Below are 25950 nucleotides of genomic sequence, written 5' to 3' on the forward strand. Positions count from 1 at the left end.
ACCCCCGAACGAATCCCCTGGTGGCGCGACCGCCGGGTCATGCCCTGGATCGTCCAGGCGGTGGTGGGCCTCGTCCTGCTCCTGGTGATCGCGCTTCTGGTGGGCAACCTGGTGCGCAACCTCACCGCGGCGGGGCTACTGCTGAGCTGGCGCTGGCTGGGCCAGCCCGCCAGCTTCGATGTGGCCGAGAGCCTGATCCCCTTCGATGCCTCAATGCCCTACTGGCGTGCCCTGCTGGTGGGTCTGGTCAACAGCCTGCGGGTGATTCTCGTGGGCCTGGTGGGGGCCACTCTTTTGGGCACGGCCATGGGCATGGCCTCCTTCAGCGGCAATGGGCTGCTGCGGCGGCTGGCCCGGGTGTACGTGGAGGTGATCCGCAACATTCCCCTGCTGCTGCAGCTCCTGTTTTGGTACTTCGTTGTGTTTCTGGCCCTGCCCAACGGCACCGCCGCTTTTCAGCTGCCTGGGATCGTGCTCTCCAAGTCGGGGCTGTATCTGGCCTGGTTCGCCCAGGGCTTCAGCTGGCATGGCCCGGAGCTGGTCAATGGGGTCTGGCAGGCTCCGCTGCGCTTTTCGGTGGAGTTCACAGCCCTGCTCACCGGCCTGATCACTTATACCGGCGCCTTCGTGGCCGAGGTGGTACGGGGCGGCATTGCCTCGGTGCCGAAGGGCCAGTGGGAGGCGGCCACCTCACTGGGCCTGCACTGGAGCGCCAGCATGCGCTCGGTGGTGCTGCCCCAGGCCCTGCGGGTGATCGTGCCGGGCCTGAACAGCCAGTACATCTCCCTGGCCAAGAACTCCTCGCTGGCGGTGGCTGTGGGGTATGTGGATCTGTACTCCGTGTCGGAAACCACCCTCAACCAGACCGGACGGGCCCTGGAGGTGTTTCTGCTGCTTCTGGGCTCATACCTGATCATCGATCTGCTGATCTCCGCCGTGATGAACGGCGTGAATCAGTTGGTGCAGATCCGGGAGCGCTGAGCCGATGACCTCCATCCAACCCGGGCCGGAGTCCGGAAGCACCCCACCCCTTCGCCCAGCCAGGCCGGCTCCGAAGTCTGTTCAGCCCAGCTGGGCCGGCGCCCTGCGGCAGGAACTGTTCGCCAGCCGGACCGACGGCCTGGTTTCGGTGCTGCTGATCATGGTGATCCTGGCGGCGGCGGTGGGGCTGCTGCGCTGGGCACTCGGTCAGGCCCAGTGGGCCGTGATCCAGGCCAACACCACCCTGTTCGCCATCGGGCGCTACCCCATCCAGCAGCAGTGGCGCCTCTGGCTGCTGGTGGTGCTGGTGGCAGCCCTCAGCGGCGTGAGCTGGGGGCTGCTGAGGGCCTTCCCCCGGGCGGATCGCAGCGGCGAGATCTGGCCGTTCAACGACAGGTTGGCGGTGGCTCTGCTGGGTTTCCTGGCTGCCTGGCTGCCGGCCGCTCTGGCCCTTGGTCTTCCCCTGCAACTGCGCTGGTGGGTGATCACCGCCCTGCTGGTGGCCACGCGCTGGCTGGCTGGCCACTGGGGGCGGAGCTGGCCTCCGCGGCTGGTGAAGCTGGTGCCCATGAGCTGGCCGCTGCTCTACCTGTTCGGCATGGTGCTGATCGCCGGTGGGCTGGGCCTTCCCCGGGTGCCGCCGTCGGAATGGGGCGGGCTGCTGCTCACCTTGCTGATGGCCAGCTTCGCGATCCTGCTCAGCTTTCCAATCGGCGTGGTGGTGGCCCTGGGGCGCCGCAGCAGCCTGCCGTTGCTGCGCTGGGCCTCGGTGCTCTACATCGAGTTCATCCGCGGAGCACCGCTGATCACCTTGCTGTTCCTGGGCCAGAACATCCTCGGCTACATGCTCCCCGGCGGCTGGGCACCGGATCGGGTCTGGCGGGCCGCCTGGGTGCTGACCTTCTTCTGCGGGGCCTATCTGGCCGAGGCGGTGCGCGCCGGCCTCTCCGCCGTTCCCCCCGGTCAGCTGGAGGCCGCCCGTTCCCTGGGGCTCTCGATGCCCCAGGCACTGCAGCGGGTGGTGTTGCCCCAGGCCCTCCGCATTGCCCTGCCCGGCGCTGTGGGGCAGTTCATCTCGCTGCTGCAGGACACAACCCTGCTGTCGCTGATCGGCCTACTCGATCTGCTTGGCACCGCCCGTACCGTGATGGCCAATCCCGAATTCCTGGGCAAGAACGCCGAGGTCTATCTAACCCTTGCTGTGCTGTTCTGGTGCTGCTGCGCGGCCCTCGGGCTGGGCAGCCGGGCCCTGGAACGCCGCCTCGATCCCACCCATTCCCCCGCCTGAACCATGCCGTCGACCCAGCCGATGATCGAGGCCCGCGGGGTGCAGAAGTGGTATCCCAATGGCTTTCACGCCCTGCGCGGCGTCGACCTGAGCGTGTCGAAGGGGGAGGTGGTGGTGATCATGGGCCCCTCGGGCTCTGGCAAGAGCACCTTCATCCGCACCTTCAACGCCCTCGAGGAGTTCCAGGAGGGCAGCATCAGCGTCGATGGGATCGCCCTCTCCAACGACCTGCGCAACATCGATGCGATCCGCTGCGACACCGGCATGGTGTTTCAGCAGTTCAATCTCTTCCCCCACCTTACGGTGCTGGAGAATCTCAGCCTGGCGCCGGTGGTGGTGCGTAAGCGCCGCCGCAGCGAGGTGGAGGCCCAGGCCATGGCCCTGCTGGAGCGGGTGGGCATTGCCGAGCAGGCCCGTAAATACCCGGGCCAGCTCTCGGGCGGCCAACAGCAGCGGGTGGCCATCGCCCGCTCACTGTGCATGGAGCCGCGCATCCTGCTCTTTGATGAGCCCACCAGTGCTCTGGACCCGGAGATGGTGGGTGAGGTGCTGGAGGTGATGCGCAAACTGGCCGCCGACGGCATGACCATGGTGGTGGTGACCCACGAGATGGGCTTCGCCCGCGAGGTGGCCCACCGGGTGGTGCTGATGTCAGAGGGGCAAATCGTCGAGGAGGCGCCCCCGGAAACCTTCTTCACCAACCCGCAGCACGAGCGCAGCCGCCAGTTCCTGGCGCAGATTCTCTGAGGGCCCAGCGGCCTTCAACGGGGTCCGCCGGCCTCGATTCCGTCGAGGAAGCGCTGCACCACCATCCCCACGGTGTCGCCGTCCTGGTCCACCTGGGCGTTCAGTCTCTGCATGGTCTGGGCGCTGAGTTGTCCCTCAAGACTGTTCAAGGCGGGGCCGATCTGGGGATATCGCCGCAGGCTGGCCCCATGGACCACCGGCACGGCCTGGTAGGGCGGGAAGTAGTGGCGATCGTCGGTCAGGGCCTTCAACTGGAGGCTGGTGATCAGGCCATTGGTGGAATCTCCGGCGATCAGATCCACCTGGCCGTTGGCCAGGGCGCGGTAGACCAGGCCCAGGTCCATCGAAACCGGCCGGGCTGCAAAGCTCAGGCCGTAGCTGCTGGCCAGGCCCCTGTAGCCATCCGCCCTGTTCAGGAATTCATAGCCAAATCCGGCCCGCCAGCCGGGACTGTGAACCGCCGCCTCCGAGATCGTGTTCAGCCTGAGGCGCCGGGCCGTCTCCTGGCGCACTAGCACGGCAAAGGTGTTCTCAAATCCGAGCGAAGGGAACACCACCAGATCGAATCGCTCTCGGTAAAGCTTCCGGGTTCGCTCCAGCACGGTCCTGGCGTCCTGCAGGGGCGATTGGTTCAGGATCGTCGTCCAGGCGGTGCCGCTGTACTCCACATAGGCGGCAATGCGGCCGCTGCGGACCGCCTCCTGGCAGATCGCCGTTCCCCCCAGGCTGAATTGCCTCTCCACCTGCAGTGTGCTGTGGCGCTCAATCTGCTGGGCAAGCAACTCGCCCAGGAGGATCTGCTCGGTGAAGCTCTTGGATCCGATCGTGATGCGCCCGCCGTTGGCGGGGTCGGCGCTGAACGGTCCCAGTCCCACCTGGGCCGCCGCCACCAGGGATATCAGGCCGCCAGCGAGGGCGGCGGCCAGCCAGGCGCGGCGCCGGCCCGATCCCCAGGGCTGAAGGGGCCAGCGCCGGGGTGTGCGCCTCTGCAGCCGGCCGATGGCAGCATCAGCGGCCAGGGCCAGCCCCGCTGCCGGTAGCGCACCGGCCAGGATCTGACCATTGTTAACCGTGGCCAGGCCGCGGAAGATGAACACCCCCAGCCCGCCACCGCCGATGGCGGCGGCGATCGTGGCCACCCCCACAGTGATCACCGTGGCCACCCGGATCCCGGCCACGATCACCGGCAGAGCCAGGGGCAGCTCCACATGGCGAAGCACCTCTCCCTTGCTCAGTCCAAGGGCTAGGCCGGCTTCGCGCAGCCCTTCTGGGACGCCGGCCAGGCCGGTGACGATGGAGCGCAGCAGTGGCAACAGCGCATAGAGCACCAGGGCCACCACCGCCGGTACGGGTCCGATACCCCCCAGAACGGGCACGGTGATCAGCAGGCCGAAGATTGCCAGGCTGGGGATCGTCTGGACCATCCCCGCCAGGGCCAGCGCCAGGCCTGACCAGCGGGGCCGCGCGTGAATCCAGAGGCCGGCCGGCACGCTGATGGCCAGGGCCAGGGCCATGGCCAAAGCCACCAGCACCAGGTGTTCGCCGCTGCGTTGCAGGATCTCGGCGATCAGCTCCCTGGCGGGGGCAGCCATGGTGCGGAACCCTCAGGAACGGCCTTTCAGCTTCGCAGGGGTGTGACCAGAGCGCCCACCAGGGCCGCCACCGCGATCAGCCTGAGCACCGACCAGCGGCGGGCGATCAGCAACCAGCCCGCCAGCAGGATCAGCGCCAGGGCCAGGGCGTCGAACGGTCCGATGACTCCCTGGGGTCAGAGCAGATGGCCGGCGAAGAACAGCGCCAGATTGGCGATCATCCGCACCGCCGCGGTGGTGCGGATGATCGCCGTGAGCGGACCCTGCAGCCTCAGCTCACCGCGGCTGGCCTCCACCACTGGACCGCCCACGAGAAAGAACAGGAAGGAGGACAGGAAGGGAACCACCATGATCAGGGGACCGGGTGTGCTTTCCCCCAGGGCGAGGCTGTCGATCATCTGATCGCCCCCCAGCCAGCCCTGCTGCTGCTCCACCGCCCCCTGGGCCACGCAGGGCAGCACGGCATGCCCCTGGCGGCGATCCACACGGGCATGGGCGGGGGTTGGGATGTCATCCCCATACAGGAAGTCCCGTGGAGGCTCGTGATCGTTGCTGGTGGTCGCCACGGGCTGGGACCGGGAAGGCGCCGGAGCGCTGCTGGTCCCAAGACTCGGGGGCCTGGCGCCAGCTGTCATGCCCAGGCATCCCGGCAATGGACGGAGATGGCCTCAGCAGCGGCGCGGAACGTCAGATTCACCCCAAACAGGCTGTAGCCGTGCATTCTGTCTCGACAGCTACAGAGCAGAGTGGGCCTGACCCGCATTGTTCGCAGGTCTGCCCGCACGATCGGAGACCCTCGTCCGTGCTTCCATCACATTCACGTTGCTATCCCACTGTCTTTCATCATGAAAAAGGTTGAAGCCATCATCCGTCCTGTCAAGCTCGACGATGTCAAAACGGCTCTTGTCGATGCCGGCATTATCGGCATGACCATCACGGATTGCCGGGGCTTCGGCCGCCAAAAAGGGCAAGTTGAGCGTTATCGCGGCACCGAATTCACCGTGGAATTCATCAATAAGGTGAAAGTGGAGGTCGTGGTTGACGACGACAAGCTGGACGCGGCCATCGAAGCCATTGCTGGCCCCTCCCGCACCGGTGAGATCGGAGACGGCAAGATCTTCGTGACCGCTGTGGAGATGGCCGTGCGCATCCGCACCTCGGAAACGGGCACGATCGCCCTCTGAGCCAGGGCCCTCTCTCGCACTGGGGATCGCCGGGCCACTACGGTCTCCGAGATCACGTCGGTACTGGCGATCCAGTGTCAAGCCTTGAACTGCTCGGCCCAGCTCAGCACCTCAGCTCCGCAGCGCTCTTCAGTCAGTCCTCCCTGTTCGGGTTCGGCATCGCCTTCAGTCCACTGCATATTGCTGTGGTGGTGCTGCTTCTGCTTGGACAAACACCGCTCAGGCGTGCCCTGGCCTTCGTGAGTGGCTGGACCAGTGCCAATGGACTGGCGATCGTGGCCCTGATGGTGATGGGCGACAGACTTGCCCTGGGTCTCAACCATGGAGAACGCGGGCAGGTGATGATCGATCTGGTGGGTGCGGCCGTGTTGATGGGCCTTGGCCTTTATCAGCTCACCCCTGCCGCTGCCATCGACGAGCAGGGCATGGCGATGCGTCTGATCAGTCAGCTGCCCGACTTCAGCACTCCGATGTTGGTGCTGATTGGAGCGGCCAGTGCCTTGCTCACCCCCGAGAATCTAGTCTTTTATCTCAAGGAAGCCGGATTGCTGTTGATCAATCAGCCGGGGGTGGGAACGGATCTGGAACTCACCGGGGTGTTTGTGCTGCTGGCCAGCTCCCTGCTACTGCTGCCACCCCTGGCCTGGATCGCCACCGGAGGTGGTATCCGAGAGCCCCTTAGCCGCCTGGAGGGATGGATGGAGCACCACGGCGAATGGCTTGTCGGTGTCCTGGCACTGCTGATCAGTGCCTATCTGGTCTGGGAGGGTCTGCACGGACTCTGGCTGATGCAGGGAGCCGCACCACTCTGAAAGTGAGGTTCAGCCCGGCAGCATCACCCGGTTGATCACGTGGACAATGCCGTTGTCGCAGACCACATCGGCGGCATTCACACTGGCGTTCTTCACCTCAAACGGATCGGCGCGGCGAATGGGCAGCGGCGCCCCCTCGAGGGTGGTCCACTCCGCCTGGGTGAGCAGTTGCTCGCGGGTGTACTGCCCAGAGAGCACGTGATACTTGAGGATTCGTGCCAGCTGCGGCGGATTCTGCACCAGGGTCTGGACGGTGCCGGCCGGCAGGGCCGCAAAGGCGTCATCCACTGGGGCGAAGACGGTGAAGGGGCCCGGGCTGGCCAGGGCCTCCAGCAACCCTCCGGCTTCAACGGCCGCCAACAGGGTCTGAAAACAGCCGGCCGCACGGGCGGTGTCAAGGATGTCAGGCACAGGGATGGTGGTCGGAGGAATGGATGATCAGCTCAGCGGTAGTCCTGGCTCTGGACATCGCGCAGGCGTGCTTCGGGCCGGAGGAAGCGATCCATCTGGCTCTCGAAGAAGCGTCGGTTGGCCAGGAGGTGCTCAGGATCGGGGTCATCGAGGGGATAGAACAGTGCGGCCCTGAGGGCCTGGATCACCGCGGAGGTCACGTTGTACATCGAGCGCTGGAAGGTGATGCCCAGCTGAATCAGCTGATCCTCCTCACCGCGGCGGTGCTGGAGGTAGATCTCCTTGAGATAGGGAGGCAGAAAATGCACCATGTCCTGCATCAGCAGGGTGGGTGGGATGCCTGCGGAGCCTACAGGGAAGACATCGGCATAGAGGATTCCGTAGTGGAAATCCGCCTGCTCGGCCGGCACCTGCCCCGCCTGGGCGTTATACGATTTAGTACCGCGAAAGGGTGCCGTGCGGTAAAATACAGCCTCAACATAGGGCAGAGCCGCTTCGTAGAGCCAGGTAAACCCCTCGGATTTAGGGATAATTTCTAGGCACTCTCCGTTGATGTAAACGTGGTGATAGATCGGCCGGCCCGCAATCGCAAAGATGCCGTTCACCAGGAAGTCCATGGCAGCAGGGACACCGGAAAATCCCCCTTCATCGTAGATATCACTCATCTCGAAGAAGACCGGAGCCATCACCTCCCAGAACAGGCCGAGGTTGGCGTAGTAACTGAGCTTGCGCACCTGCTCCAGGAACATCTGCGGAAACAGCTTGTGCAGCCCCAGCATCAGGGGATTGCCCTTGAAATAGGCCTTGATGGCCCGATCGGCGTTGGCCTTGTAGGTGTCGCTCTCCAGGTACGCGTAGAAGCGTCCGCCCATGCCCTGGTGCCAGAACATGGCATCCATGCAGGCCTCCGCAAACTCCATGTTGATGCGGTCGTGCCAGAGGTGGTGGAGCAGCTTGGGCATCCGCCCCGTCTCCCCCTTCTCCATGAACTCCAGCAGCTCGGGGTGAGCCCCGGCCTCGCCGCGCCAGATGCGCAAGTCGGCGCTGTCTCCGGCATAGGAATTGGGAAGATCGAGATACTCCTGGCTGGGGAAATACTTGAAGGCCGGCAGGGGGTTGAGGAACACCCGCTCAGCGATATAGAGCAGATCTCGCCAGTAGAAGTCCATCGGCACGGCGTAGGCCTTGTAGATGCCGATGATCTGCTTGAGGTTCTCCGGGCTGTCAGGCAGCATCGAACCTCCCGCCTCCAGCCGCTGCACCACTTCAGCGAAGGGGTGGGTGGAGGGGGGCAGAACCGTGGGCTTCGGGGTCAACACCGTCATGAGGGGAGCTCCTGAAGGATGGGGTTGGAGGGGAGAGAGGCGATCAGGGGTTGGTGGCGAGCCAGCGGAGTGGTGACGGATTCACTCCAGCCCAGGGTGAGCGGCGGCCAGAGCCCCCCGATCAGCACCAGGGCGGAGAGCACCAGAGCCGGCAGCCGCTCACTCCAGGTGGTGGCGGGATAGAAGGCCTTGGCGTTATCGAGCTTGCCAAAGCCCACCCGGTTAAACAGGCGAACCGCATACACCGCCGTGAGGCCAGAAGCGAACAGGCAGCCGAGGGTGGGCAGGGGGAACACGGTCCAGCTGCCCTGGAACACCACCAGCTCTGCCACGAAGCCCACCATGCCGGGCAGACCTGCGGCGGCCATCAGGGCCAGCAGGAACAGGCCCAGGGTGAAGGGCAGACCACGCAGGGGATTAAGCAGGCCGGAGAGTTCAGCGATCTCGGTGGTGCCAGTCTTGGCTTCGATCAGGCCCACGACGCAGAACAGCAGCGAGGAGATCACCCCGTGGGCCAACACCTGGGCGACGGCCCCCTGCAGGCTCAGGGGGGTGGCTGCCGCCAGCGCCAGCAGCAGCAGGCCCATGTGCCCCAGGGAGCTGTAGGCCACCAGCCGGCGCATGTCCGTCTGGGCGATGGCATTGAGGGCTCCATAGACCGCACCGGCGGTGCCCGCCACGGCGATCAGCGGTGCCCACGCTTCCCAGGTGTCACCCATGAAGCCCACCCCGAAGCGCAGCAGGCCATAGGCCCCGAGCTTGGAGACGGCACCGGCCAGAAGCATCGCCACCGGTGACGAGGCTTCGCTGTAGGCCAGGGGCTGCCAGCCATGCAGAGGAACCGCCGGCAGCTTCAGGCCAAAGGCCAGCACCAGCAACCCCAGGATCCAGACCTTGGAACCCTCAGGCAGTGCTGCTGTGGCCATGTCGTCGTAGGCGAGGCTGAAGCCGTTGGCATTGAGCAGGCCGAGGGCCAGCATCGCCGCCAGCAGGGCCACCCCTGACACAGCGCCATACAGCAGATAGCGAATGGCGGCCTGACGGCTGAGCTGATGGCCCCAGATGGCGATCAGCAGGGTTGTGGGAATCAGGATCAGCTCGAAGGCGATCACGAACAGCAGGCCATTGCGGGCCAGCAGGGCCCCCTGCAGACCCAGGTTGGTGGCCATGACCAGTGCGAAGAACAGCCGCTCCCTTGGCATCTCCAGACTGGTGGCGGCAACGGTCATCAAGGTGAGCAGGGCTGTCAGACCCACCAGCGGCAGCGAGAGGCCGTCCTGGCCCAGGTGAAAATCGAGACCCAGCTGGGGCAGCCACTCCAGCCGCAGGTCGGCGGCCGGTTGAAGTGCCATCCGGACCACCAGCAGCAGCTGAAGGCCGGGGATCCCAAGGGCCAGACGGCGAGGCAAGGGCCCCGCAGGAGCGACGATCATCGCCAGCGCAGCCGCCAGCGGAAGTAACAGGAGCAGAATCAGCATGGGAGTTGACGGCTGGGGAGACGGTCTTCAGAAACGAAGTAGGGTCGGCGCCATGGCCGGCTGGCGCACCAGGATCCAGGCCCCCATCAGCAGGACGCCGATCAGCACGGTGAGCGCGTAGCCCTGTACCCGACCTGAGGTGCTGTAGCTGAGTCGACGGGCTCCCTCCATGGTCAGACCGCCGCTGCGGTCGCTGAAGCCATCCACCAGGCGACGATCCACCCAGCGGCTGGCCGCTGCCAGCACCACCACCAGACCGACAACGGTTCGGCGGTAGAAGGTTTCGGTATGCAGGTCGGCAGCCAACCAGTGCTGCAGGCCATCGAGGGGGTGAGGGAGCTGCTGCCAGGTGAGCGCTCCCCCCAGCAAGGTGGAGGCCAGCAGAGGCAGGGCCATGGGGCCCCAGTTGAAGCCACCGAAGGGCGTAGGGGCCAGCAGCACCGGCAGGTGCAGCACCATCCCCGCTCCCACCATGGTGGGCAACACCATCAGCCAGAGCACCTCAGCCGAGCGGGCCGTGAACACCGACGGAGTTCCACCCCAGATCCGCCGGAAGATGCGCACCAGGCAGGCGCTGATCAGTCCGTTGGTCAGCAGCACCACCACCAGCAGGGCCGATGGGGCGGACCCCTCCAGCAAGGAACCGGCCAGCTCGTTGAGAGCTCCAAACCCAGCCAGTGGAGGCAGGGCCACCATGCCGCCGGCACCGACGAGAAAGGCCAGGCCCGTGAGCGGTCGCCTCGACCAGAGGCCACCCAGCTGGGTGAGGTCCTGGGTGACGTTGCTGCTGATCACCGTGCCCACGGCCATGAGCATCAGTGCCATCGGCAGGGGGTAGATCAGCAGCATGTGCCAGGCCGCATCCACGGAGCCACAGCCCACGGCCATGAACAGCAGGCCGAACCAGCTGCTCACCAGAAACGACAGGGCCCGCTTGATATCCACCTGGGCCAGGGCGATGAGCGCACCCACCAGCGCCGTGGTGCCACCCACAACCACCAGGAAGGCCTGCGCGGTGGGGCTGATGGCCAGCAGGGGATGCAGACGCAACAGCACCCAGGCACCACCGGCCACCACCACCGAACTGCGCAGGATCGTGGAGGGCAGTGGCCCTTCCATCGCCTCATCCAGCCAGAGGTGAAGGGGGATCTGGGCGCACTTGCCCATCGGACCGGCCACCAGCGCCAGCAGGATCAAGGTGAGGGCCGGCGACGGTTCGGCCTGGGCCGCCCAATCGGCCAGATCGTTGAAGTTCCAGCTGCCCGCCATAGGCAGCAGGGCGATCACCCCGGCCAGCAGCACCAGGTCACCCACCCGTTTGGTCAGGAAGGCATCCCGGGCCCCCTTCACCACCAGCGACTGGTTGTACCAGGTGCCGACGATCAGATAGGTGCCCAGGGTGAGCAGCTCCAGCACCACATAGGAGAAGAAGAGCGAATCGGTGACAACCAGGGCACAGAGACCGGCTTCAAACAGATTTAGGGATCCGAAGAAGCGGGGCCAGCCCCAGTCCATCTCCAGATAGCCGATCGCATAAACCTGCGCCAGGAGATGAACGCCGCAGATCATCGTGATCGCAATCAACACGCTGCGATCAATCGTCGCGTCGAAATTGATGGTGAGTCCGGCTGTGGAGAGCCAGGTCCAGGTGAAGCTGAGGCTGCGGCCGGAGCAGCCGATCCAGGCCAGCAGACCATGGCTGAACGCCAGAAAATTCATCACCAGGTTGAGATACCCGGCTGGCCGCGGTCCGCTCTGGCTGATCAGACCAGGCGACCAGAGAAAAGAGAACAAACCGCCGAGTAACGGGTAGAGCGGAATCAACCAGGCCGTCTCGAAGAAGGGGACGGTCATCGCGTTGTGCGGTTTGAGGGAGAGTCGCAAAACCTTAGGGGTTTCCCGTGCGCCAGGGGCGGCCTAATGAAGTTGCGTTGCCTATGACTCCGTTAAGCGTGGTTGATCGGCTCCGCCGCCACCAAGGGTCCCAAGTCAGCCGGCTGGCGCTGGCCACTGCTGCAACCACAGGGCCGAAGCGGCCAGCTGCATCAGCGCGTTACCCCCCGGGTTCCGCCCAGCATCAGAGCGAAGAAGCTGGGCTACAGAGCCTGGGGCACCGCCTCACCGGCTGAGAGCAGCCCCGCCTGGCGGCTGCTCTCCAGCAGCACGGGTGTGAGCGTGGCCAGCAGCGGGATGTTCGGCACCAGCGACGAGGCCGCCGCAGTGCTGAGCAACAACCACTGGGTGCCGGCTTCAGCGCTGCCACTGATCAGTCCGTTGAAGGCGGCTGCAGCATCAACCCGTCGCAGCGGGGCTCGAAGGCCAGTGCTTTGCCCAGGCTCAGGTCAACCGCCCGCCCCTCCTCCACGGCGGCTTCGATCGTGGCGAAGTTGTCGTCGGTGAGCAGCATGTTGGCGGCCTCACGGGCCACCTCGGTGCCAACCCTGCCCATGGCGATACCGATGTCGGCCTGCTGCAGGGCCGGGGCGTCGTTGACCCCATCACCGGTCATGGCCACGATTTCGCCGTTGGTTTGCAGCGCCTGCACCAGCTCCAGTTTCTGGGCCGGAGCCACCCCGGCGAACACAACCAGCTGGTCCAACTGGTGGGCCAGCTCAGCGGGCGTCAGCAGCGCGAGGGCCAGGCCATCAAGGCACTCCAGGGGGCCATGGCCTCGGCCCAGGCCGATCTGGGTGGCGATCGCCAGTGCTGTATCCAGGTGATCGCCGGTGATCCTCTTCACCCGGATGCCAGCGGCACGGCAGGCCGCTACGGCCGCGATCACTTCCGGCCGGGGGGGATCAAGCATCCCCTGCAGACCCACGAACTGCAGCCCCTCTGCCACGTGCTGGTCCTCGAGATTGGCTGGCCGGGGTTGGTCCTGGCCCACCGCAATGGCCAACACCCTCTGACCGCGGCCCGCCATGGCGGCCGCCGCCCCGTGAATGGCGGTGGCATCAGGGGCTCGTTCTGGCCGCTGGCTCCCAGCTGGCTCAGGAAACGGGGCAGCACGGCCTCCACCGAGCCATTCACCAGGATGCGGGCACTGCCATGCAGGGTGGCCATGAACTGCCGCTCCGACACGAAGGGAATGGCGTCGCACCTGGGGTGCTCCAGCAGGCTGCGTTGGGCACCCAGGCCCGCTGAACGGGCCGCCACCAGCAGGGCCGTTTCCGTGGGGTCCCCCACCAGCCCCTCCTCCTCGCCGTGGCGGGCGTCATTGCAGAGCAACACCGCCAGTAGGGTTTCGCCCCGGAGGCTCTCGAGCCTGAGCAGGTCGCTGCCGGCATAGATCTCCTGAACCAGCATCCGGTTCTGGCTGAGGGTGCCGGTCTTGTCGGAGCAGATCACCGTGGTGTTGCCGAGGGTCTCCACGGCAGGCAGCTTGCGGATGATCGCGTTGCGCCGGGCCATGCGCCTGACGCCGATCGCCAGGGTGATGGTCACGATCGCCGCAGCTCCTCGGGGATCGCCCCCACCGCCAGCTCCACGGCCCCATCGAACATCTCAGCGGAGCCCCGCTGCCGGATCATGCCCACCGCAAAGGTGAGGGCGGCCAGCACCAGAATCACCTTCAGCAGGCTCTGGCTGAAGCGCTGGAACTTGCTCGTCAGCGGGGTGCTCAGGCTCTGGTGCTGGCGCAGCACCGAGGAGATCCGACCCACTTCGGTGGCCCCGGGACAGGCCACCACCAGCCCATGGCCCAGGCCGGCAGCGATCCCCCAGGGCCACCTCTACCGCAACCGCCTGGGTTGATATCGCCACCGGCAGGGATTCGCCGGTGAGCGCCGATTCATCCAGCCGAAGTTCTCGCGTCTGGAGCAGGCTCAAGTCGGCGGGCACCCAGGCGCCAGCGCTGAGGCGCACCAGATCCGCGACAACCAGTTGCTCGGAGGGCAGGCGCAGCTCCCGCCCGCCCGCACCGCATCCACCTCGGTGCGGACGGATTGCGCCAGCGCCGCGATCGCCGACTCAGCCCGATCCTCCTGAACGAAGCCGATCGCCGCATTGATTTGCGTCACGTTCCAGATCACCAGTGCTTCGCCGAGGGAGTCGATCCAGAGCTTGATCAGGTCCGTGATCAGCAGGTTGTAGAGCAGTGGATTGTGGAACTGCTCGAGGAAACGCAGCCAGGCCAGCCGTCCCGGCAGCGCCGTGATCTGGTTGGGACCGAAGCACTCCATGCGCCGGGACGCTTCCCCATCGCTCAGACCCCGCTCCCGGTCGCTGCCCAGCCTGGGGAGCAACGCTTCGCCAGTGGGGGCCTGAAACGGTTGATCCTGGGGGCTTGCGGCCTCCGGCCGGGCAGTCGGGCCTGAGAGGGAGCCCCGCAGCGAAAACTGACCCTATCGGCGCCTTCCGCGGCCTGATTGCAGCGGGCAGCCTCGGCAGCCTGCCAACCCCTCAGCCTGCCGCCGCCAGCTCGGCCTCGATCGCCGCAATCGCCAGGCGGGTGGAGATCACCGCATCGGGGTTGAGGCTGATCGAATCGATGCATTCTTCCACCAGAAAACGGGCGAATTCGGGGTAGTCGCTGGGGGCCTGGCCGCAGAGGCCGATCGGGCGGCCGCAGCGGTGGGCGCCGTGAATGGCGAGGCGGATCATCTCCTGAACGATCGGATGACGTTCATCGAACAGATTCGCCACCAGGGAGGAGTCGCGGTCGATGCCGAGGGTGAGCTGGGTGAGGTCGTTGGTACCGATCGAGAAACCATCGAAGTGCTCCGAGAAGGCCTCAACGCCGATCACGTTGCTGGGCAGCTCACACATCACATACACCTTGAGGTCGTCCTGGCCGCGCACCAGGCCGTGGCGGGCCATTTCCTCCAGCACCCGCTTGCCTTCCTCCGGGGTGCGGCAGAAGGGCACCATCGGAATTGTGTTGCGCAGACCCATCTGGCGGCGAACCCTCAGCAGGGCACGGCATTCCAGACCGAAGGCTGAGCGGAATTCCGGGGAGGTGTAGCGGGCCGCTCCCCTCCAGCCAATCATCGGATTGGCTTCGCTGGGCTCAAAGGCCCGGCCACCGAGCAGGCGGGCGTATTCGTTGCTCTTGAAATCGGAGAAGCGCAACACCACCGGCCTGGGATGGAAGGCCGCCGCGATCCGTGCCATGCCCTGGGCCAGCCGGTCGACGTAGTACTCCGTGGGGTCGTCGTAGCCGGCGGTGAGGGTGGCGATGGCCTCCCGCTCGGCTGGATCGCTCACCCGCTCGGGCTGCAGCAACGCCATCGGGTGCACCCGGATGTGGTTGGCGATGATGAATTCCAACCGGGCCAGACCGACGCCATCGCAGGGGATAGCCGCAAAACGGAAGGCCTTCTCCGGGTTGCCCACGTTCATCAGGATGCGGGTGCGCGTGGGCGGAAGCTGCTCCAGTTTCTGCTCCTCCATCTCGTAACGCAGCAGTCCCCGGTAGACCATGCCGTCCTCGCCTTCGGCGCAGCTGACGGTGATCGCTTCGCCGTCGTGGATGCGCTCGGTGGCGTCGCCACAGCCCACCACGGCCGTGATGCCCATCTCGCGGGCAATGATCGCCGCATGGCAGGTGCGTCCCCCCTGGTTGGTGATCACACCCCGGGCTTTTTTGAGGATCGGTTCCCAGTCGGGATCGGTGCGCTCGGTCACCAACAGATCGCCCACTTCAAAGCGATCGATGCCACTGGGGTTGAGGATCACCCGGGCGCGGCCACTGCTGATCGAGGCCCCGATGGCGCGTCCGTGGGTGATCAGTTCCGCCTGGTGGGGCTTGAGCTGCCAGCGGCAGAGCACCGAGCCCGATCGTCTCGATTCAACGGTTTCAGGGCGGGCCTGAAGAATGAACAGCTCACCGCTCTCCCCGTCGCGGGCCCACTCGATGTCCATCGGTGTGGCCGCTCCATGGTGGGCGCTGTAGTGGGCCTCGATCAGACAGGCCCAGCGGCCCAGGGTGAGGGCCTCCTCATCGCTGATGGCATAACGGCCGCGCTCCTGCAGCGGCACGGGTTCGTTGCGGACTGTGCCGCCTTCGCCGTACACCATGCGGATCGCCTTGCTGCCCAGGCGCTTGCTCACGATCGCTGCATAGCCTTCGCGCAGGGTGGGTTTGAACAGCAGCAGTTCATCTGGATTCACCGCCCCTTGCACCACGTTCTCTCCCAGGCCGTAGGCCGCATTGAGCAGCACGGCGTTGCGGAAGCCGGTCTCGGTGTCGATCGTGAACATCACCCCGGCGGCGCCCAGATCAGAGCGCACCATTCGCTGCACGCCGATCGACAGGGCCACCTGCAGGTGATCGAAGCCGTTGATCTGGCGGTAGGAGATGGCCCGATCGGTGAACAGGGAGCTGTAGCAGCGGCGGCAGGCGGCCAGCAGATCCGTCACACCGCGCACGTTCAGGTAGGTCTCCTGCTGACCGGCGAAACTGGCATCGGGCAGATCCTCCGCCGTGGCACTGGAGCGCACCGCCACCGGACCGCTCCCCAGTTCGCCGTAGGCCGCTGTCACGGCAGCCTCGAGCTCCACTGGCAGCTGGGCGCCAAGGATCAGGTTCCGTGCGCGCTGTCCGGCCTGCTGCAGCGCCGCGAGATCACCACTGTCGAGCTGGCCCAGGATGGACCTCAGCGGAGCCTCCAGGCCATTGAGCCTGAGAAACAGGCGGTAGGCGGCAGCGGTGGTGGCGAAGCCACCGGGCACCCTCACGCCCTGGCTGGTGAGCTCCCGGATCATTTCCCCCAGGGAGGCATTTTTGCCGCCCACTTCAGCAATGTCTGCAATGCCCACCTCCTCGAACCGCCTCAGCAAAGGGGGATCGCTCACGGCTGGACTGGAGGCGCTGGTGCTGGCGTTGGAGTTGGCGCCGAGGTTGGGGTCCATGGCGATCGAGTCGCGCAGAGACCCAGGCTAGGAACGGCTGGCGGCTGGGTCTGCCTTCAGGGGCGTTAGCCGCAGCTCTCCGTCCGGAGGGATGCCGGGTGAGAGGTCGAGGCGGCTGGCCGCTCCCCGCAGGGCCACCGGCTTGCCGGCTTGGCGGGCTTTGAGGGCAGGGCAGAGATCAAGGGGCTTGGCCTTGGCATCGAGCCAATCCAACGACCATGTTCTCGACATCTGCCCAGCGACCGAAGCGACCGACACCAGCTGGCCGGTGTCGAAGCCGGCGGCCTCCACCAACCCAGGGGAATAGCCGTTGCGTTTCTTGAAGGACACCTCGAAGCGATCCCAGCCCGGCCCGCGGCTGAGGGAATCGACACCCAGCTGGGCCAGGGGCAGGGGTTCACGCACTGGAAACGGCCAGACCAGGGTCAGGGCCGTGGGCAGATCGAGTTGGGCCACGGCCTGCGTCAGTGGGCTGCCCGGGGTTGTCATCACCACCAGCGAGGAGGGGGTGTACCAGTTCACGTCATCGCGCAGCTGGGCCATCAGCTTCTTGGTGGGCTCCACAATCGCCTCCGGGTCGTTGGTGGCACCCACGGTCCAGCCGCCGCTGCCATTGATCGTTTCCACGAAGCGATCCGCCAGGGCCGCCTGCTCCGCGCCGCCGTCATGGATCACCATCACCTTGCCCTTGCCCTCCTCCAGCAGACCCCGTGCCAGCCGATCGGCCTCGAGGCTGCGCGAGGGCAGCACCGGCCAGAGCCTGTCAGCCCCCACCTGACTGGGCAGCCGCCGCAAGGAATTGCCCCGCTGCAGTGGTAACAGCACGTTCACCTCACGGCTCTGGGCCAGGCGGCCGAAGGGCAGCAAATTGGCAGCGGGAGGGGCGATTAGCAGCTCCGGCATCGGCACGCCCTGCAACAGAGCCTCTGGATCCTGCTCCGGCGGCAGCCAGCCCAGTCCCTTGCTCGGGGGGCGCACGCCGCAGGCCCGGGTCTCCTCCATGGCCAGTGCGTAGCCGCGGCGCAGGCCATCCCCCACCCCAGCCAGCAGCCCTTCACTGGGCAGCAGCATCAACACGTCCTGGGAGAACGGGCTGCTGGCCGCCAGGCCCTGAACCCCCACCAGCACCGCCGCCAACCCCGCGCCCACACTCCATAGGGGCAACCCCGATCCGCGCCCTGGGGGGGGATTCCCTCCGCTTGCCTGTCCCCCAGTGGTCATGACCAGTACCGTCCAGACCAGCGAGGTTACGTGCAGCTTCGTTCCTAGGTTGGAATCTCTCCACTAGGGACGCATGTCGGGCCCGATCACCGCGCCGACCAGCGCACGCACCAGCTCAACCACTACTGCACCACTGAGCTCAGGGCCGGTGTGCCCCAGGGGCCTGGGCCGCCGCCGCCGACTGCTGGCCCTGCTAACCAGCATCGGCGTGGGCTGCAGCGGCTTGATGGGTCTGCTTCAGCCCCTGCCGGCGCTGGCCATTCCCCAGAAAGAGGCCATGAAAAAGCTGGCGGTCATCCCGGTGTTCGTGCTCGCCGATGCAAAAGGCGTACCGCTGCCATTGCAACGGGAGAAAGCCCTGGTATTGCCGCTCTACCTCGACCGTGTCAAGGCGGAACAGGAACTGGCGGCATTCCTGAAGGTCAACCCCACGATCAAGGCGGGGGTTCTGCCCATGCCCATGAATGTGGCCCTGGAGCGGGTGCAGGAGCTCAACAAGACCCTCAAGGGCCTGAAGCTGCTTTCACCGGTGATTCCCACACCGTCCGATCTGAGCCAGGCCCGCACCCTCCTGGCAAAACAGGGCCTCGATCAGAAAGCGATCCAGCAGGGCCTTTCGGTTCCCGTGTTCTTCACCAAACCGCTGATCACCGTCAAGACACCCCAGGGGGAGCGCGGGCTCTTCTTCTTCAACTACGCCTCGTTGCAGAAGGCGATGGCGGCAATCCCCGACCGCAACAAGCTCACGGTCCAAGCCGCTGATCTCAGCGCCGTGATGGATCAGATCGTGAAGCAGTCCAAGGACACCTATGCCTTCTATCCCACACCAGAGTACTTCCGCCTGGTGGAGCAGCAGTCAAGGGCCAAGGGGGCTGGCTCAGCCGGCGCGCCGCCGCCGGTAGCACCCAAGCGCTGAGGACCGCCTACTGCGGTCCCTCCTCGTCCCCGTCCTCGGCGGCTTCAGCTGCTGCCTCTGGCAGCAGCTGGGTGAGCAGACCTCCGCAGAGCAGCACCGCGGCAATTCCCAGGGCAAGGGGCCGGTTGGCTGCACCTCCCTCGCTGCTCCAGAGGGCCGCGCTGAGGAAGGCGCCCCCCAGCAGCAGGGTGGGCACCAGCACGATTCCCTTGGCGGTGCGGTTCAGGCTCATGGCTCCCTGGAGTCGTCCGGGGTGGTGGGGCAACCCTCGGGCCGAATCAGCGAGGGCAAGGGTTGGGCCAAGCCGGCATGGATCAGGCCTGAGCCCAGATCATCCCCTCCCCGCAACGCCTGAACGCGGGCCAGCAGCACCCCATCGGCCGACCCCAGCGGCCGCAGGTTCACCCGCGTGCGCCGGGGCAATTCCTTCCGCAGCCAGCGTTCAGCCTCTGCGGATTGCTCGGGGGTGACGCTGATGCAGCCCAGCTGCACCGGGTAGCTGCGGTTCTGATCACCCACCTGCAGCAGCACACCACTGCGCACCTGCAGCACCTCCGCCGCGCCAGCGGGCTGGGCCGCCATGGGATCAAACAGCAGGCCCACCGCCAGGATCAAGGCCAACAGCAGCGACAGGGGACTCAGAGCTTGGCGCCGCAACTGGGACAGAAGAAATGGGCGCTTTCTGTGGTGAAGCCACAGGATCCGCATTGGCGGGTGGTGTCGATCGCCAGCTCGGGGTGGCTGGGGAGACCCACCATCTGAGCGTTGCTGGCGCCGGGGGGCACCATCGGGTAGCAGTTCTCGTTGCGGCGCACCCGCACATCGATCAGGGCAGGGCCTGGATGGGCCAGGGCCTCGGCCAGCTGCTCGCGCAGGCTCTCCCGCTCGCTGATCCCCACACCCCTGATGCCGAAAGACTCAGCCAGCCTGGGGAAATCAGGCATGCCACGGGTCATCTCCGAAGCGGAGTAGCGCTCCCCGTAAAAACTCTCCTGCCACTGCCTCACCATCCCCTGCCAGCCGTTGTTGAGGATCACCACCTTCACGGGCAGGTCGTACTGGGAGAGGGTGCCCAGCTCCTGGATGTTCATCAGGATGCTGGCATCTCCGGCCACGCAGATCACCTGGTCCGCGGGGAAGGCCACCTGCACCCCCATGGCCGCAGGCAGCCCGAAGCCCATGGTGCCCAGGCCACTGCTGCTGATCCAGTGGCGGGGTGGGTTGTTCAGATACTGGGCGGCCCACATCTGATGCTGCCCGACATCGGTGGTGACGAAGGCGTCCGGAGCCAGATCGCGAAGGGCCAGCACCACCTCCTGGGGAGCGATGGCCCCCTCCGGGGTGGGGATCACCAACGGGTAATGGCGCTTCCAGCGGTTGATGCGCTCCAGCCAGGGAGCGGTGCGGCCCTGATCGCTCTCCCCTGCTGAGGCGGCCAGCAGGGCCTCGAGGGCCAGGCGCACATCCGCAACGATCGGCACCTCAGGCAGGCGGTTCTTGCCCACTTCAGCCGCATCGATGTCGATGTGGATCACCTGGGCGCGGGGGGCGAAACTATCCAGCCGTCCGGTGACCCGGTCGTCAAAACGGGCGCCGGTAGCGATCAGCAGATCGCACTCGGTGACGGCGAAGTTGGCGTAGGCGGTGCCGTGCATCCCCAGCATTCCCACCGCCAGGGGGTGGCGTTCATCGAAGGCGCCCTTGCCCATCAAGGTGGTGGTGACCGGCAGCTGGAAGCGCTCGGCCAGGGCAATCAGGCTGGTGTGGGCTCCGGAGCTGATGGCGCCGCCTCCCACGTAAAGCAGTGGGCGGCGCGCCTGGCGGATCAGCTCGATCGCCTGGCCGATCGCCTCCGGGGCTGGACCACTGGGCAGCTGGAATCCCGCCGGGATCGAACTGCCCGGCTCCACCGGGGTGTAGTCGAACTCCTCGAGCCCCACATCCTTGGGCACATCGATCAACACCGGACCGGGACGGCCGGTGGAGGCGATCAGGAAGGCCTCGGCCACGATCCGGCCGATGTCGGCAGGGTCGCGCACCACCCAGGAGTGCTTCACGATCGGCAGGGTGATGCCGAAGATGTCGGTTTCCTGGAAGGCGTCGGTGCCGATGGCGGCCCGGGGCACCTGACCGGTGATCACCACCATCGGCACCGAATCCATCTGGGCCGTGGCGATGCCGGTGACCAGATTCGTGGCGCCGGGCCCGGAGGTGCCGAAGCAGACCCCCACCCGGCCGGTGGCCCTGGCGTAGGCGTCGGCGGCGTGGGTGCCCCCCTGTTCGTGCCGAACCAGCACATGCTTCAACCAGCCCCGGCTCTCGGCCTTGTGCAGAGCGTCGTAGATGGGCAGGATCGCTCCGCCTGGGTAGCCGAACACGTCGGTGACGCCGTGGCGATGGAGCGCATCCATCAGGGCATCAGCACCGCTCAGCCGCCCCGGCACCGCCTGGTCCCCAGCCTCAGCGGGAATCGAGCTGACGCCGGTGGGGCCGGCTGAGACAGGCGCAGCCGTGCTGATGGCTGGGCTGGAAGTGGCTGAAGTCCCGGTAGTCACGGTCACGGTGGCGAGCAACACACGCAACGAAGACCATCAGCGTAGAAGCTCACTTCCGACCTTGGGAGAACTGTTGCGGCAGTGAGGGCTGCAGCCTGCGGCCGCGCACCATCGCCCGCAGGATCAAACCGGGATCGAGCCAGCTGCCCCGATAGCGGATTCCCCAGTGCAGGTGCGGACCCGTGGTGCGCCCGCTGAGGCCCACGTGGGCGATCAGCTGACCGGCCCGAATCATCTGACCGGGGCGCAGCAACACCCGGCCACTGGCATAGGCACCATCGCGCACCGCCCCGGCCAGGTGGCAGTACATATGCTCGTACTCCCCCGAGCGGATCACCAGCCCCACCCCACAGCCGCCGTCATGGAAGACATCGACCACGGTGCCGGCCCACCAGTTGCGGATCGGCGAACCCAGGGGGGCGGCGATATCGAGACCGGAATGCATCTCCCTGCCACCACCTGGTCCGTTGCGGCGACCGAAATGGCTGGTGTATCCGGCGAAGTGCACGATGGGAAACACCCCCCGGGCCCAGCGCAGATCCGAGCGGGCCGGTGGGGGAGCCAGCGCCAGATCGAGGCTCAGAGCCAGCGGCAGTCCCACCAGCCCGGCCACGATACTGAGGGGCTTAGAGGAGACCGAGGGCATGAAGCGGACCTCGGCCACTCAACAGTTCCAGCAGGAAGGCGGAGAAGCCGAGCATGGCCAGGCGGCCGTTCCAGACTTCCGAGCTGTTGTTCCAGCCCCAGGCCCACTTGTCCTGGGGGTAAAGCTTTATCTGGGTGGGCAGGGAGGCGGCCTGATCCAGGTTCACCTCAGGGCCGGCCTGGGCCAGCTGCACCAGATCCGCAAGCCCCTTGATGAAGGTGGGGTAGGTGTCGAGGGCGGGCACGCGCACGAAGTTGCTGATGCCGGCTTCGGTGGCGATCTCCCGGTACTCGATGTCGATTTCCTCGAGGGTCTCAATGTGTTCGCTCACGAAGCTGATCGGCACCACCACGAGCTCCTCGACCCCCTCCTCACCGAGCCGCACCAGCGCTTCGTCGGTGTAGGGCTTGAGCCACTCCACTGGACCCACCCGGCTCTGGTAAGCCAGGGTGTAGGGGTTGCCATGGCCGAGCAGCTCTTCCAGCTTGGCCATCACCAAGATGGAGCAGGCTTCGATCTCTTGCTGATAGGGGTCGCCGGCATCCTCCACATAGCTCTTGGGCACGCCGTGGGCGCTGAAGAAGACGTGGGCGGAGGCGGGGTTGTGACAGCTTCTCACCCCGGCGGCAACCAGCTCCGCCATCGCCAGCACGTAGCCGGGATGGTCGTACCAGCTGCGAATGCAGCGGATCGGCAACTTGCTGAAGGCGGGGTCAGCCTGGCGCAGGCGCTGCAGTTCACGGAAGCTTGAACCGCTGGTGCTGATCGAGAAGTGGGGATAGAGCGGCAGCACCACCACCTCATCCACCGAGTCGGCCTTGATGTCGCCCACAGCGGATTCGGTGAACGGATGCCAGTAGCGCATCGCCACGTAGGTGGTGGCCTGGACCCCCCGCAGGCGCAGTTCACTCTGGAGTTCGCGGGCCTGCTGCTCGGTGATGCGGCGCAGGGGGGAGCCGCCGCCGATGGCTCGGTAGGCCTCCTTCGACTTGTTGCTGCGCAGAGTGCTGATCAGCCAGGCCAGAGGCTTCTGCAGCAGGGGCGTGGGCAGCCGGATGATCTCCGGATCAGCGAAAAGGTTGTAGAGAAAAGGGCCGACATCTTCGATTCGCTCAGGCCCGCCGAGGTTCAGCAGCAAGACGCCGACCCTTGCCATACCTGATCTGATCCATCGGTTGGCTCAGAGCGTAACCCTGCTGGTGCCCTCTGGCGGTAGCCGGCAGCGATCGATAACGTCGGCGCGCCCACCGGCTCCAGCTGCCCTGACCCCTGCCCTTGCCGCCATCGATGCCGAGCTGAGCCAGGAGAATGCCCGTCTGGCAGCCAGCGGCCTGGCCCTGCGCCTGGAGCGGAGGGGGGGGCGGCTGGCCCTGCGCGGCCCCCTGCCCTGTCCCCGCGGCGGTCCCCAGCGGGTGCAGCGCCTCAGCCTGGGGCTGGAGGCCAACCCCACAGGACTGAGTCAGGCCCGGCGCGAGTTGAAGCGAGTGCACCAGGCCCTGCGCCAGCAACGTTTCGACTGGGCCGACTGGGGCAGGCCGGTGGATTGTGCATCGGCTTCGGCGCTGGAGCGGCTGGAGGCTTTTGAGCAGGCCTTTTTCAGCGATCCCCGCCGCCGCCGCAATCCCGCCGGCAGCCGCACCACCTGGAGCGCCGCCTACCAGCCCTACCTGCGGCGGCTGCGTGCACGGCTGGAGCAGGGGGAGCCCCTGGAGAGCCAGCAGCTGCTAGAGGTGCTGGAGGGTTATCCCCCCGCCAGCCGCAGCCGCCAACAGTGCGGCACCGCCCTGGCGGCCCTGGCCCGGCAGTTGGAGCTGGCTCTGCCTGACGACTGGCGCGAGCGGGCCGGCGGCTATGGCCTACACCTGGCCCAGTACCGGCGCCTGCCCAGCGATGCCCAGCTGCTGGAGTGGTTGGAGCGCATTCCCAACCCTCGTTGGCGGCTGGTGTATGGCCTGATGGCCACCTATGGCCTGCGCAACCATGAGGTGTTCTTCGCCGATCTTTCCTCCCTGGCCCCCGGCGGTGACCGGGTGATCCGTGTGCTGCCCACCACCAAGACCGGTGAGCATCAGGTCTGGCCCTTCCAGCCAGACTGGGTGGATCGCTTTGATCTGGCCCTGCTCGCTGGGGCAGGCCAGCGGCTCCCTGAGGTCTGCACGGATCTGAGGCGCACCACTCTGCAGCAGGTGGGGCGGCGGGTGGCCGAACAATTCCGCCGCTACCAGCTGCCCTGCACCCCCTACGACCTGCGCCATGCCTGGGCCGTGCGCACCATCCACATCGGCCTGCCCGACACGGTGGCGGCGCGGATGATGGGCCACTCGGTGGCGATTCACACCCGCACCTATCACCACTGGATCACCCGCCGGGATCAGCAGCAGGCCGTCGATGCAGCCCTGGCCCGCCTGCGGCCCACCCCCTGAGCGGACCTGCGCGTCAGAGTGGCTGGTGGTTGCCGAGCTCCGCGTCCATGTCGAATCCTCCCGTGGCTGACCCGCTCGATCAGGCGGCCGCTGAGCTGGGCCCCGGCGGGGATCTGGCCCCCGAGCGCGACGCCGAGGCCTACCGCCGCCGCATGCAACGGCGCCGGGAGGTGCAGCAGCAGCGGGTGGGCGAGCGCAGCCTGGAGAAGGGGCTGGTGCTGGTGTTCACCGGCGATGGCAAAGGCAAGACCACGGCCGCGTTGGGTCTGGTGCTGCGCACCCTGGGCCACGGCGAAGGAGTGGCGGTGGTCCAGTTCATCAAGGGCGGCTGGCAGCCGGGGGAAGCCCGGGCCCTGCAGCTGTTCGGCGACGATCTGGCCTGGCATGCCCTCGGGGAGGGCTTCACCTGGGAAACCCAGGACCGCGATCGGGACCGCCAGTTGGTGCAGGAGGCCTGGCAGCGCTCGTTGCAGTACCTCGCCGATCCCGTACGGAAGCTGGTGGTGCTCGATGAGGTGAATGTGGCCCTCAAGCTGGGCTATCTCGAGCTGGATCAGGTGCTGGAGGGCCTCGATCTCCGCCCGGAGCTCACCCACGTGGCCCTCACCGGCCGGGGAGCGCCGCAGGGCCTGGTGGATCGGGCTGATCTCGTCACCGAGATGAAGCTGGTGCGTCATCCCTTCCGCGAGCAGGGGGTGAAAGCCCAGGCCGGCATCGAGTTCTGACGCACAGCGGCCGCAGCTCGGCATTGGCGGGAGTGCTTGCTACTCTGCCGCCGACTGTGTTCGCCGTGCGCTGAATTCCGATGGCTTACCAGCGCGTTCTGCTCAAACTCAGCGGCGAGGCGCTGATGGGGGAGCAGGGCTATGGCATTGATCCCGCCATCGTCCAGTCGATTGCGGCGGATGTCTCAGCGGTGGTCAACGCCGGCAGGGAGCTGGCCATCGTGGTGGGAGGAGGCAACATCTTCCGCGGCCTCAAGGGCTCCTCGGCCGGCATGGACCGGGCCACCGCCGACTACGTGGGCATGCTGGCCACCGTCATGAATGCCATCACCCTTCAGGACGCCCTGGAGCGGGCGGGGGTTCCCACCCGGGTGCAGACGGCCATCGCCATGCAGGAGATCGCTGAGCCCTACATCCGCCGCCGGGCCATCCGCCATCTGGAGAAGGGACGGGTGGTGGTGTTCGGCGCCGGCTGCGGTAATCCCTTCTTCACCACCGACACCACCGCCGCCCTGCGTGCCGCCGAGATCAACGCCGACGTGGTGCTCAAGGCCACCAAGGTGGACGGGGTGTATGACAAGGATCCAGCCTGCCACGCCGACGCCGTCCGCTACGACCAGCTCACCTTTCAGGATGTTCTCAGCGGTGAACTGGCCGTCATGGACAGCACCGCCATCGCCCTCTGCAAGGACAACGCCATCCCGATCGTGGTCTTCGACCTGTTCGGGCCCGGCAACATCGGCCGCGCCATCGCCGGCGAGCCGATCGGCACCCGCATCGTTCCTGCCGGCTGA

Annotated in this window: 26 protein-coding genes and 2 pseudogenes; 9 read left to right on the top strand and 19 right to left on the bottom strand. The window is 66.5% G+C overall.

Annotation, left to right across the window (positions count from 1 at the left end; translation table 11 throughout):
- Positions 1–39 precede the first annotated feature (39 nt).
- The 3 genes from KBY67_RS00970 to KBY67_RS00980 are packed head-to-tail and all read left to right on the top strand — an operon-like array spanning position 40 to position 3016.
- Positions 40–981, top strand: a complete 942-nt coding sequence (locus KBY67_RS00970) for an ABC transporter permease subunit (protein ID WP_255107906.1) — start codon at positions 40–42, stop codon at positions 979–981.
- A 4-nt stretch (positions 982–985) separates the two neighbouring features.
- Positions 986–2269, top strand: coding sequence for an amino acid ABC transporter permease (locus tag KBY67_RS00975; RefSeq protein ID WP_255107670.1), 1284 nt, complete (start codon positions 986–988; stop codon positions 2267–2269).
- Between the two features lie 3 nt (positions 2270–2272).
- Positions 2273–3016 carry an amino acid ABC transporter ATP-binding protein gene (locus KBY67_RS00980; RefSeq protein WP_315855534.1) on the top strand — a complete coding sequence of 248 codons (744 nt, stop codon included), beginning with the start codon at positions 2273–2275 and terminating at the stop codon, positions 3014–3016.
- A gap of 14 nt (positions 3017–3030) precedes the next feature.
- Here KBY67_RS00980 and KBY67_RS00985 read toward each other — a convergent pair whose 3' ends face one another.
- On the bottom strand, positions 3031–4608 hold the full coding sequence (locus KBY67_RS00985; protein WP_255107672.1) for a glycine betaine ABC transporter substrate-binding protein: 1578 nt from the start codon (positions 4606–4608) through the stop codon (positions 3031–3033).
- 176 nt (positions 4609–4784) lie between these two features.
- Positions 4785–5174, bottom strand: a complete 390-nt coding sequence (locus KBY67_RS00990; RefSeq protein WP_255107674.1) for a chromate transporter — start codon at positions 5172–5174, stop codon at positions 4785–4787.
- A gap of 279 nt (positions 5175–5453) precedes the next feature.
- On the opposite strand from KBY67_RS00990, the gene KBY67_RS00995 reads away from it, so the two are divergent.
- Both KBY67_RS00995 and KBY67_RS01000 read left to right on the top strand, forming a co-directional pair.
- Positions 5454–5792 (top strand): P-II family nitrogen regulator, encoded by a 339-nt coding sequence (locus KBY67_RS00995; RefSeq protein ID WP_255107676.1) that lies wholly within the window; start codon positions 5454–5456, stop codon positions 5790–5792.
- 74 nt (positions 5793–5866) lie between these two features.
- Positions 5867–6604 carry a GAP family protein gene (locus KBY67_RS01000; protein ID WP_255107678.1) on the top strand — a complete coding sequence of 246 codons (738 nt, stop codon included), beginning with the start codon at positions 5867–5869 and terminating at the stop codon, positions 6602–6604.
- A 9-nt stretch (positions 6605–6613) separates the two neighbouring features.
- On the opposite strand, the gene KBY67_RS01005 is transcribed toward KBY67_RS01000, so the two are convergent.
- The 12 genes and pseudogenes from KBY67_RS01005 to KBY67_RS01060 all read right to left on the bottom strand — a co-directional run bounded on the left by KBY67_RS01005 (position 6614) and on the right by KBY67_RS01060 (position 17834).
- Complete coding sequence (locus KBY67_RS01005) at positions 6614–7015, bottom strand: fasciclin domain-containing protein (RefSeq protein WP_255107680.1); 402 nt, start codon at positions 7013–7015, stop codon at positions 6614–6616.
- Between the two features lie 32 nt (positions 7016–7047).
- Positions 7048–8340 (bottom strand): CO2 hydration protein, encoded by a 1293-nt coding sequence (locus KBY67_RS01010; protein ID WP_255107682.1) that lies wholly within the window; start codon positions 8338–8340, stop codon positions 7048–7050.
- The gene (locus KBY67_RS01015) at positions 8337–9818 is read right to left on the bottom strand and encodes an NADH-quinone oxidoreductase subunit M (RefSeq protein WP_255107685.1); all 1482 of its coding nucleotides are present in this window, start codon (positions 9816–9818) and stop codon (positions 8337–8339) included. The genes KBY67_RS01010 and KBY67_RS01015 overlap by 4 nt, the downstream gene beginning before the upstream one ends.
- 27 nt (positions 9819–9845) lie before the next feature.
- Positions 9846–11672, bottom strand: a complete 1827-nt coding sequence (locus KBY67_RS01020) for an NAD(P)H-quinone oxidoreductase subunit F (protein ID WP_255107687.1) — start codon at positions 11670–11672, stop codon at positions 9846–9848.
- Positions 11673–11914: 242 nt separating this feature from the next.
- Positions 11915–12052, bottom strand: a complete 138-nt coding sequence (locus KBY67_RS01025; RefSeq protein ID WP_255107689.1) for a hypothetical protein — start codon at positions 12050–12052, stop codon at positions 11915–11917.
- A gap of 32 nt (positions 12053–12084) precedes the next feature.
- Positions 12085–12624: an HAD-IC family P-type ATPase gene (locus tag KBY67_RS01030; protein WP_255107691.1), complete on the bottom strand. Its 540-nt coding sequence runs from the start codon at positions 12622–12624 to the stop codon at positions 12085–12087.
- Positions 12597–13262, bottom strand: coding sequence for a hypothetical protein (locus KBY67_RS01035; protein ID WP_255107692.1), 666 nt, complete (start codon positions 13260–13262; stop codon positions 12597–12599). The genes KBY67_RS01030 and KBY67_RS01035 overlap by 28 nt, the downstream gene beginning before the upstream one ends.
- Positions 13259–13507, bottom strand: coding sequence for a hypothetical protein (locus tag KBY67_RS01040; RefSeq protein WP_255107694.1), 249 nt, complete (start codon positions 13505–13507; stop codon positions 13259–13261). Before KBY67_RS01040 ends, KBY67_RS01035 begins: the two co-directional genes overlap by 4 nt.
- A gap of 115 nt (positions 13508–13622) precedes the next feature.
- A pseudogene (locus tag KBY67_RS01045) lies at positions 13623–13682 on the bottom strand (hypothetical protein); the annotation flags it as partial.
- A 272-nt stretch (positions 13683–13954) separates the two neighbouring features.
- A pseudogene (locus KBY67_RS01050) lies at positions 13955–14062 on the bottom strand (cation-transporting P-type ATPase); the annotation flags it as partial.
- A 157-nt stretch (positions 14063–14219) separates the two neighbouring features.
- Entirely contained in the window at positions 14220–16670 is a 2451-nt protein-coding gene (gene ppsA / locus KBY67_RS01055; protein ID WP_255107696.1) for a phosphoenolpyruvate synthase, read from the bottom strand.
- A 27-nt stretch (positions 16671–16697) separates the two neighbouring features.
- Positions 16698–17834 (bottom strand): histidine kinase, encoded by a 1137-nt coding sequence (locus KBY67_RS01060; protein WP_255107698.1) that lies wholly within the window; start codon positions 17832–17834, stop codon positions 16698–16700.
- Positions 17835–18039: 205 nt separating this feature from the next.
- On the opposite strand from KBY67_RS01060, the gene KBY67_RS01065 reads away from it, so the two are divergent.
- Complete coding sequence (locus tag KBY67_RS01065) at positions 18040–18807, top strand: Tic22 family protein (protein WP_255107700.1); 768 nt, start codon at positions 18040–18042, stop codon at positions 18805–18807.
- A gap of 7 nt (positions 18808–18814) precedes the next feature.
- Here KBY67_RS01065 and KBY67_RS01070 read toward each other — a convergent pair whose 3' ends face one another.
- From KBY67_RS01070 to hemH, 5 genes are all read right to left on the bottom strand, one after another.
- Complete coding sequence (locus KBY67_RS01070; RefSeq protein ID WP_255107702.1) at positions 18815–19039, bottom strand: GIVxVP protein; 225 nt, start codon at positions 19037–19039, stop codon at positions 18815–18817.
- Complete coding sequence (locus KBY67_RS01075) at positions 19036–19464, bottom strand: hypothetical protein (RefSeq protein WP_315855535.1); 429 nt, start codon at positions 19462–19464, stop codon at positions 19036–19038. Before KBY67_RS01075 ends, KBY67_RS01070 begins: the two co-directional genes overlap by 4 nt.
- On the bottom strand, positions 19446–21218 hold the full coding sequence (ilvB, locus tag KBY67_RS01080; RefSeq protein WP_399213682.1) for a biosynthetic-type acetolactate synthase large subunit: 1773 nt from the start codon (positions 21216–21218) through the stop codon (positions 19446–19448). Before ilvB ends, KBY67_RS01075 begins: the two co-directional genes overlap by 19 nt.
- Before the next feature lie 193 nt (positions 21219–21411).
- Positions 21412–22008 carry a M23 family metallopeptidase gene (locus tag KBY67_RS01085; protein WP_255107705.1) on the bottom strand — a complete coding sequence of 199 codons (597 nt, stop codon included), beginning with the start codon at positions 22006–22008 and terminating at the stop codon, positions 21412–21414.
- The gene (gene hemH, locus KBY67_RS01090) at positions 21989–23164 is read right to left on the bottom strand and encodes a ferrochelatase (RefSeq protein WP_255107708.1); all 1176 of its coding nucleotides are present in this window, start codon (positions 23162–23164) and stop codon (positions 21989–21991) included. Before hemH ends, KBY67_RS01085 begins: the two co-directional genes overlap by 20 nt.
- A gap of 139 nt (positions 23165–23303) precedes the next feature.
- Between hemH and KBY67_RS01095 the strand changes: the two genes are divergently transcribed.
- From KBY67_RS01095 to pyrH, 3 genes are all read left to right on the top strand, one after another.
- The gene (locus KBY67_RS01095) at positions 23304–24431 is read left to right on the top strand and encodes a site-specific integrase (RefSeq protein ID WP_255107919.1); all 1128 of its coding nucleotides are present in this window, start codon (positions 23304–23306) and stop codon (positions 24429–24431) included.
- A gap of 47 nt (positions 24432–24478) precedes the next feature.
- Entirely contained in the window at positions 24479–25156 is a 678-nt protein-coding gene (gene cobO, locus KBY67_RS01100) for a cob(I)yrinic acid a,c-diamide adenosyltransferase (protein ID WP_255107711.1), read from the top strand.
- A gap of 80 nt (positions 25157–25236) precedes the next feature.
- Entirely contained in the window at positions 25237–25950 is a 714-nt protein-coding gene (gene pyrH / locus KBY67_RS01105) for a UMP kinase (protein WP_255107714.1), read from the top strand.

The sequence above is a fragment of the Synechococcus sp. RedBA-s genome (assembly GCF_024345495.1).
Taxonomy (GTDB): domain Bacteria; phylum Cyanobacteriota; class Cyanobacteriia; order PCC-6307; family Cyanobiaceae; genus Regnicoccus_A.